At 60.7% G+C, this 593-nt stretch carries 1 protein-coding gene; it reads left to right on the forward strand.

Annotation, left to right across the window (positions count from 1 at the left end; translation table 11 throughout):
- Positions 1–31: 31 nt before the first annotated feature.
- On the forward strand, positions 32–593 hold a 562-nt coding region (locus tag ASD32_RS30070), incomplete at its 3' end, for a hypothetical protein (RefSeq protein ID WP_162252681.1).

The raw sequence follows: 593 nt of genomic DNA on the forward strand, positions 1-593 counted from the left end.
GCCGTCGCCGGGTGCTTCCCGGTCGGAATTGTTGTTCGAACAGCAGGCACGTGCTTCTGGCGATGCGGCCAACGCGCTTGAAATCACCGGGCTTCAGTCATCGTTGGTCGATGCGCAGGGCGATATCACCTCGCTCGCCTCTGGCGTCTCAGCGTTGGAAACCAACGTCACCAACCTGGAGGACGGGGTTGCCGCGCAAGCGCAGGCGCTGACCGCACTTGAAGCTGACGTTGATGGCAAGGCCAGTGCGGACGCACTCAGCCAGTTGACGGCCGAAGTCTTGGCGATCGGCAGCGGCGTCGTCAGCCAGAGCGAAGCCGTCACAGCGGTTCGCAACAGCCTGTTTCCGTTGGCGTCCGAAATGCTCGATCAGGACTTTGCCAATTTCCTCGGTGATCAGAAAGGACTGGAAGCGACGGCGAGGGCAGAGCAGTCGCTTACCACCCGGATCGAAAGTAACCAAAGCTCTCTTGAGATCGTGGCTCAGGCCTTGACGCTGGTTCAGGCGGCGTTACCGGGAAAGGCGGAAGCGACCGCGGTTGAAACTCTCAGCAGCCGCGTGACAGCAACCGAAAGTTCTTTGGTCGCACAGT

Origin of the sequence: Rhizobium sp. Root483D2, assembly GCF_001426685.1 — a bacterium.
GTDB classification, from domain to species: domain Bacteria; phylum Pseudomonadota; class Alphaproteobacteria; order Rhizobiales; family Rhizobiaceae; genus Pararhizobium; species Pararhizobium qamdonense.